The organism is Streptomyces sp. NTH33, assembly GCF_003236365.1.
GTDB lineage: Bacteria > Actinomycetota > Actinomycetes > Streptomycetales > Streptomycetaceae > Streptomyces.
Genome location: NZ_POTZ01000442.1, coordinates 1 through 5,714, shown reverse-complemented (window position 1 = coordinate 5,714; position 5,714 = coordinate 1). Strand labels below are relative to the sequence as shown.

Sequence of the window (5,714 nt, the reverse complement as noted above, 5' to 3'; positions counted from 1 at the left end):
GGCGGACGCCGTACTGCCGGTGGCGCGGCTGTTGTTGGGACTGGACGGTCCCGGACCGAGCCCCGCCCCGGGCCCCGGTCCCGGGCAGAGGAGCGGCGACGGGCTCGCGGGAGTGGCGGGATGAGCGGAGGTGGCGGGATGAGCGGAGGCGGGAGGTACGGCGTGACGGACCCGGCGCAGGAGCGGCTGCGGCGCTGGCGGCTGGTGCTCGGCGGCGACCCGGCCGACGGCACCGGATGCGCGCTGTCGGGCCGGGACGCGGCGATGGACGGGGCGCTCGCCGCGCTCTACGGCAAGGGGGACAAGCCGCGGACGGGACGGGACCGTTCGGCCGGACTGGGGGCCTCGGCACCCTCGGTGGCGCGCTGGCTCGGGGACATACGGACCTACTTCCCCTCGTCCGTCGTGCAGGTCATGCAGCGGGACGCCATCGACCGGCTCGGGCTGGCCACCCTGCTGCTGGAGCCGGAGATGCTGGAGGCGGTGGAGGCGGACGTCCACCTCGTCGGCACTCTGCTCTCACTCGACAAGGTGATGCCGGAGACGACGAAGGAGACGGCACGGGCCGTCGTGCGCAAGGTCGTCGAGGACCTGGAGAAGCGGCTGGCCACCCGCACCCGGGCCGCACTCACCGGCGCCCTCGACCGCAGCGCGCGCGTCAGCCGGCCGCGCCACCACGACATCGACTGGAACCGCACCATCGCGGCCAACCTCAAGCACTACCTGCCGGAGTACCGGACGGTCGTGCCCGAGCGGCTGATCGGCTACGGCCGGGCGTCGCAGTCGGTGAAGAAGGAGGTCGTCCTCTGCGTCGACCAGTCGGGGTCGATGGCGGCGTCCGTGGTGTACGCCTCCGTGTTCGGGGCGGTGCTGGCGTCCATGCGGTCCCTCAGCACCCGGCTGGTCGTCTTCGACACCGCGGTCGTCGACCTCACCGACCGGCTCGACGACCCGGTCGACGTGCTCTTCGGCACCCGGCTCGGCGGCGGCACGGACATCAACCGGGCGCTGGCGTACTGCCAGTCGCGGATCACCCGGCCCGCTCAGACCGTGGTCGTGCTGATCAGCGACCTGTACGAGGGAGGCATACGGAACGAGATGCTCAAGCGGGTCGCCGCGATGAAGGCGTCCGGAGCGCAGTTCGTGACGCTGCTCGCGCTCTCCGACGAGGGGTCGCCCGCGTACGACCGTGAGCACGCGGCCGCGCTCGCCGCGCTCGGGGCGCCGGCGTTCGCCTGCACGCCCGACCTGTTCCCGGAGGTGATGGCGGCGGCGATCGAGAAACGGCCGCTTCCGGTACCGGACACCGCGTGACGCGCGAAACGGACATGCCTGCCTATCGGTAACAGGGGCTTGCGCAACCTCGGGAACCCCGTGCGAGGATCGCCGTCCCACCACTCGTGCCGCCGCACGGCGTGCGGCCGGAAGTGGGGTCGCCGGTGACCCCGGCCGGCCGAAAGCCGTCGGCCGGCCCGGCCGGCCCGGCCGTGCCGCCCGGGACCCCGCGGAAGGGCGGGCCGGCCCCCATGGGGTGGGGATCACCCGCCCGGCCCCTGCGAGGGCTGATCCAGGGGGTCTCACCGGGCCGACCCCAGCCCGGTGAGACCCCGCCCGTGACACGCCGCGCCCTCTGGCACGCCGTGCCAGAGAGCGCGGCATCATGTGACAGGTATCACCGCTCGTGTGTGACCCCGGATTTAGGGGGTTCCGGCAAGCGGAGATAACCTGCGAGATGGACATGCCGCGCGCTCGGACACCGTGTGCGCCTTCCCTGTGACCCAGAGCGGACGTCACGTTGCCCTTCGCGGCACGCCCACGCATTCAACGAACCGCGAGATCACTGATAGGGACGGAAGCGCGTGGACCTGTTCGAGTACCAGGCGAGGGACCTCTTCGCCAAGCACGGTGTACCGGTGCTGGCCGGTGAAGTCATCGACACGCCTGAGGCGGCGCGCGAGATCACCGAGCGGCTGGGCGGCAAGTCGGTCGTCAAGGCTCAGGTGAAGGTCGGTGGTCGCGGCAAGGCCGGTGGCGTGAAGCTCGCCGCCACCCCGGACGAGGCCGTCGCCCGCGCGACGGACATCCTCGGCATGGACATCAAGGGCCACACGGTCCACAAGGTCATGATCGCCGAGACCGCTCCGGAGATCGTCGAGGAGTACTACGTCTCCTTCCTCCTCGACCGTGCCAACCGCACCTTCCTCTCCATCGCCTCCGTCGAGGGCGGCATGGACATCGAGGAGGTGGCGGCCACCCGCCCCGAGGCCGTCGCCCAGATCGCGGTCGACGCCATCGACGGCGTGGACCAGGCCAAGGCACAGGAGATCGTCGCCGCGGCGAAGTTCCCGGCCGAGGTCGCCGACAAGATCGCCGACGTCCTGGTGAGTCTGTGGGAGGTGTTCATCAAGGAGGACGCCCTCCTGGTCGAGGTGAACCCGCTCGCCAAGGTCGCCTCCGGCGACGTGATCGCCCTCGACGGCAAGGTGTCCCTGGACGACAACGCCGAGTTCCGCCACCCCGAGTTCGAGGAGCTCCACGACAAGGCCGCCGCCAACCCGCTCGAGGCGGCCGCCAAGGAGAAGAACCTCAACTACGTCAAGCTCGACGGCGAGGTCGGCATCATCGGCAACGGCGCCGGCCTGGTCATGTCGACCCTGGACGTCGTCGCCTACGCCGGCGAGGCCCACCAGGGCGTCAAGCCGGCCAACTTCCTCGACATCGGCGGCGGCGCCTCCGCCGAGGTCATGGCCAACGGCCTCGAGATCATCCTCGGCGACCCGGACGTCAAGTCCGTCTTCGTCAACGTCTTCGGCGGCATCACCGCCTGCGACGCCGTCGCCAACGGCATCGTGCAGGCCCTGGAACTCCTCGAGTCCAAGGGCGAAGAGGTCACCAAGCCGCTCGTCGTGCGCCTCGACGGCAACAACGCCGAGCTGGGCCGCAAGATCCTGGACGACCGCAAGCACCCGCTCGTCCAGCGGGTGGACACGATGGACGGCGCGGCCGACAAGGCCGCCGAGCTGGCTGCTGCCGCGAAGTAAGGGACGAGGTCACAGAACACCATGGCTATTTTCCTCACCAAGGAATCCAAGGTCATCGTCCAGGGCATGACCGGCTCCGAGGGCCAGAAGCACACCCGCCGCATGCTGGCCTCCGGCACGAACATCGTCGGCGGCGTGAACCCGCGCAAGGCGGGCCAGACCGTCGACTTCGACGGCACCGAGGTACCGGTCTTCGGCACCGTCAAGGAGGCCATCGAGAAGACCGGCGCCGACGTCACGGTCATCTTCGTCCCGGAGAAGTTCACCAAGGACGCGGTCGTCGAGGCCATCGACGCCGAGATTCCGCTCGCGGTCGTCATCACCGAGGGCATCGCGGTGCACGACACGGCCGCCTTCTGGGCGTACGCCGGCAAGAAGGGCAACAAGACCCGCATCGTCGGCCCGAACTGCCCCGGCCTGATCACCCCCGGTCAGTCCAACGCCGGCATCATCCCGGCCGACATCACCAAGCCGGGCCGTATCGGCCTGGTCTCGAAGTCCGGCACGCTGACGTACCAGATGATGTACGAGCTGCGTGACATCGGCTTCTCCACCTGCGTCGGCATCGGCGGCGACCCGATCATCGGCACCACGCACATCGACGCGCTCAAGGCGTTCCAGGACGACCCCGACACCGACCTGATCGTCATGATCGGCGAGATCGGCGGCGACGCCGAGGAGCGGGCCGCGGCCTTCATCAAGGAGAACGTGACCAAGCCGGTCGTCGGCTACGTCGCGGGCTTCACCGCGCCCGAGGGCAAGACCATGGGCCACGCCGGCGCCATCGTCTCCGGCTCCTCCGGCACCGCCCAGGCCAAGAAGGAGGCCCTGGAGGCCGCGGGCGTCAAGGTCGGCAAGACCCCGACCGAGACGGCCGAGCTCGCCCGCGAGATCCTCGCCGGCTGAGCTTCCTGACACGAAGGCCTGGTGGGCCCGCTCCCCGCGTGGGGACGGGCCCACCGGCGTGTCCGGGACCGGGAGCCGGGTTAACCGGCCTTTGGCACCAGTCGCTCCGGGCCGGCCGCCTGCTCCTTCCGCAGCTTGGCGCGCAACTCGAACGCCCCCGGCGGGAGGGGCCCGAGCAGGCCCTGCGACGACACCCCCTGGACCGCGTGTCCCGGGGACACCGGTGCCAGATGGTGCGTGGGGGCCGTGCGCAGGGTGAGCGCCGTCGCGCCGACGACGGTGACCGTGAAGGCGATGGCGGACCGGGTCCAGAAGCGGGTGCGGCGCTCCCCGGCCGTCCGCACGGCCGTCGGCCCGGCCGCCCCGAGGCCTTCCGTGGCCCCCAGCCGGACCAGCCGCCGGTGCAGTTCCGCCGGGTCGGCCAGTTCCGGCAGGCACGCGGCGACGGCCTCGCGGGCGTGCATCAGCCGGTTCGCCGCCGCCGGGGTGCTCGCCTCGGTCTCCGCCGCGGTCTCCGGCAGATCGAGGCCGACGCCGTCGTGGAGCACCAGGGTGCGGCGGTACGACGGCGGCAGCCGCAGCAGGGCCTGCTGCAGCGCGCGGTCCGCGGGGTCGGGAGGCGGGTCGGGGACGCGGTTGCGCGGGACGAAACGGTGCCAGGGGGACAGCGCGCACTCGTACGCCGTCGCCCGCACCCAGCCGGCCGGGTCCCGGTCGTGGGCCACCTCCGGCCAGCGCTGCCAGGCCAGTTGGAAGGCCTCTTCCACGGCGGCGCGCGCCCGCTCGCGCCGGCCGGTGAGCAGGTAGGCCTGCCGTACGAGGGCGGGGGCGCAGAAGGCGTAGAGCGCGTCGAAGGCCTGAGCCGGTGTCAGGGAACCGGCGCCCTCCTCGGCGGGATGACCCGACGTCAGGGAGGCACTCGCGCCGGAGTGCCGGTCCTCCGCGGACAGTGGCAGCGGCTTCGCATGACGGCTCGTCATAATGCGTCCCTCCGTGTGAATAGGCACATAAACACATATTGAGCGACACGGCAGAGGTTCGCCTGTTGCGCCGGGGGGCGGGGGTTCGTTGGGAGCATGGGGCCGTGATCCAGACGACCCGTCACCGTCCGTCGCAGCCGCGCCTTCGCACCCGCGTACGGGACCGCTCACCCGGCCTGGGTGCCGGTTTCGTGGGCGGTGCGGTGGCGGCGGGGCTGGGGCTCGGCTCGTTCGCCGTGCTGGTCATCGCGCTGTGGATCAGCTCGCCGTACCCCGACAGCGGGCCCGGCGGCGCGCTGAACGCCGCCGCGGCACTGTGGCTGCTGGCGCACGGCGCCGAACTGGTCCGCACCCATACGCTCACCGGGGCCCCCACGCCCGTCGGAGTGACCCCGCTGCTGCTGCTCGCCCTGCCCGCGCTGCTGGTGCACCGGGCGGCGCGGGACGCCACCGACACAGGCGACGGCGGGCCGCTCCTCCCGCCGCGCACCGCCTGGGCGGGCGTCGTCCTCGGCTACCTCACCGTCGGCGCCGGTGCCCTCGCCTACGCGGCCGACGGTGCGCTGCGTCCCTCGTGGGCGTGGGCGGCGGTGTGCGTACCGCTGTTCGCCGTGGTGGCGGCCGGCACCGGCGTATGGGCGGCGTACGGCTGTCCCCGTGCGCCCCTGGACAGAGCGCTGCGCCGGCTCCCGGGCGGCGTACGGCGCCTGTTGCTCGGGCCCGGCCCCCGTGCGCGCCTCGGCGCCGCGACGCGGGCGGCGGGAGCCGGGGTGGTGGCCTTCGCCGC

5 protein-coding genes are annotated in these 5,714 nt (G+C 72.2%); 4 read left to right on the top strand and 1 reads right to left on the bottom strand.

Features of this window, described 5'->3' with window-relative positions; all coding sequences use genetic code 11:
- Window positions 1-120 precede the first annotated feature (120 nt).
- From C1I97_RS29935 to sucD, 3 genes are all read left to right on the top strand, one after another.
- Window positions 121-1,314, top strand: coding sequence for a VWA domain-containing protein (locus C1I97_RS29935; RefSeq protein WP_181446974.1), 1,194 nt, complete (start codon window positions 121-123; stop codon window positions 1,312-1,314).
- Between the two features lie 545 nt (window positions 1,315-1,859).
- The gene (gene sucC, locus C1I97_RS29930; RefSeq protein ID WP_111006233.1) at window positions 1,860-3,041 is read left to right on the top strand and encodes an ADP-forming succinate--CoA ligase subunit beta; all 1,182 of its coding nucleotides are present in this window, start codon (window positions 1,860-1,862) and stop codon (window positions 3,039-3,041) included.
- Window positions 3,042-3,062: 21 nt separating this feature from the next.
- Window positions 3,063-3,947: a succinate--CoA ligase subunit alpha gene (sucD, locus tag C1I97_RS29925; RefSeq protein WP_111006232.1), complete on the top strand. Its 885-nt coding sequence runs from the start codon at window positions 3,063-3,065 to the stop codon at window positions 3,945-3,947.
- Window positions 3,948-4,027: 80 nt separating this feature from the next.
- On the opposite strand, the gene C1I97_RS29920 is transcribed toward sucD, so the two are convergent.
- Window positions 4,028-4,927 carry an RNA polymerase sigma factor gene (locus C1I97_RS29920; protein ID WP_111006231.1) on the bottom strand — a complete coding sequence of 300 codons (900 nt, stop codon included), beginning with the start codon at window positions 4,925-4,927 and terminating at the stop codon, window positions 4,028-4,030.
- Window positions 4,928-5,031: 104 nt separating this feature from the next.
- Between C1I97_RS29920 and C1I97_RS29915 the strand changes: the two genes are divergently transcribed.
- On the top strand, window positions 5,032-5,714 hold a 683-nt coding region (locus tag C1I97_RS29915; RefSeq protein WP_258382802.1), incomplete at its 3' end, for a cell division protein PerM.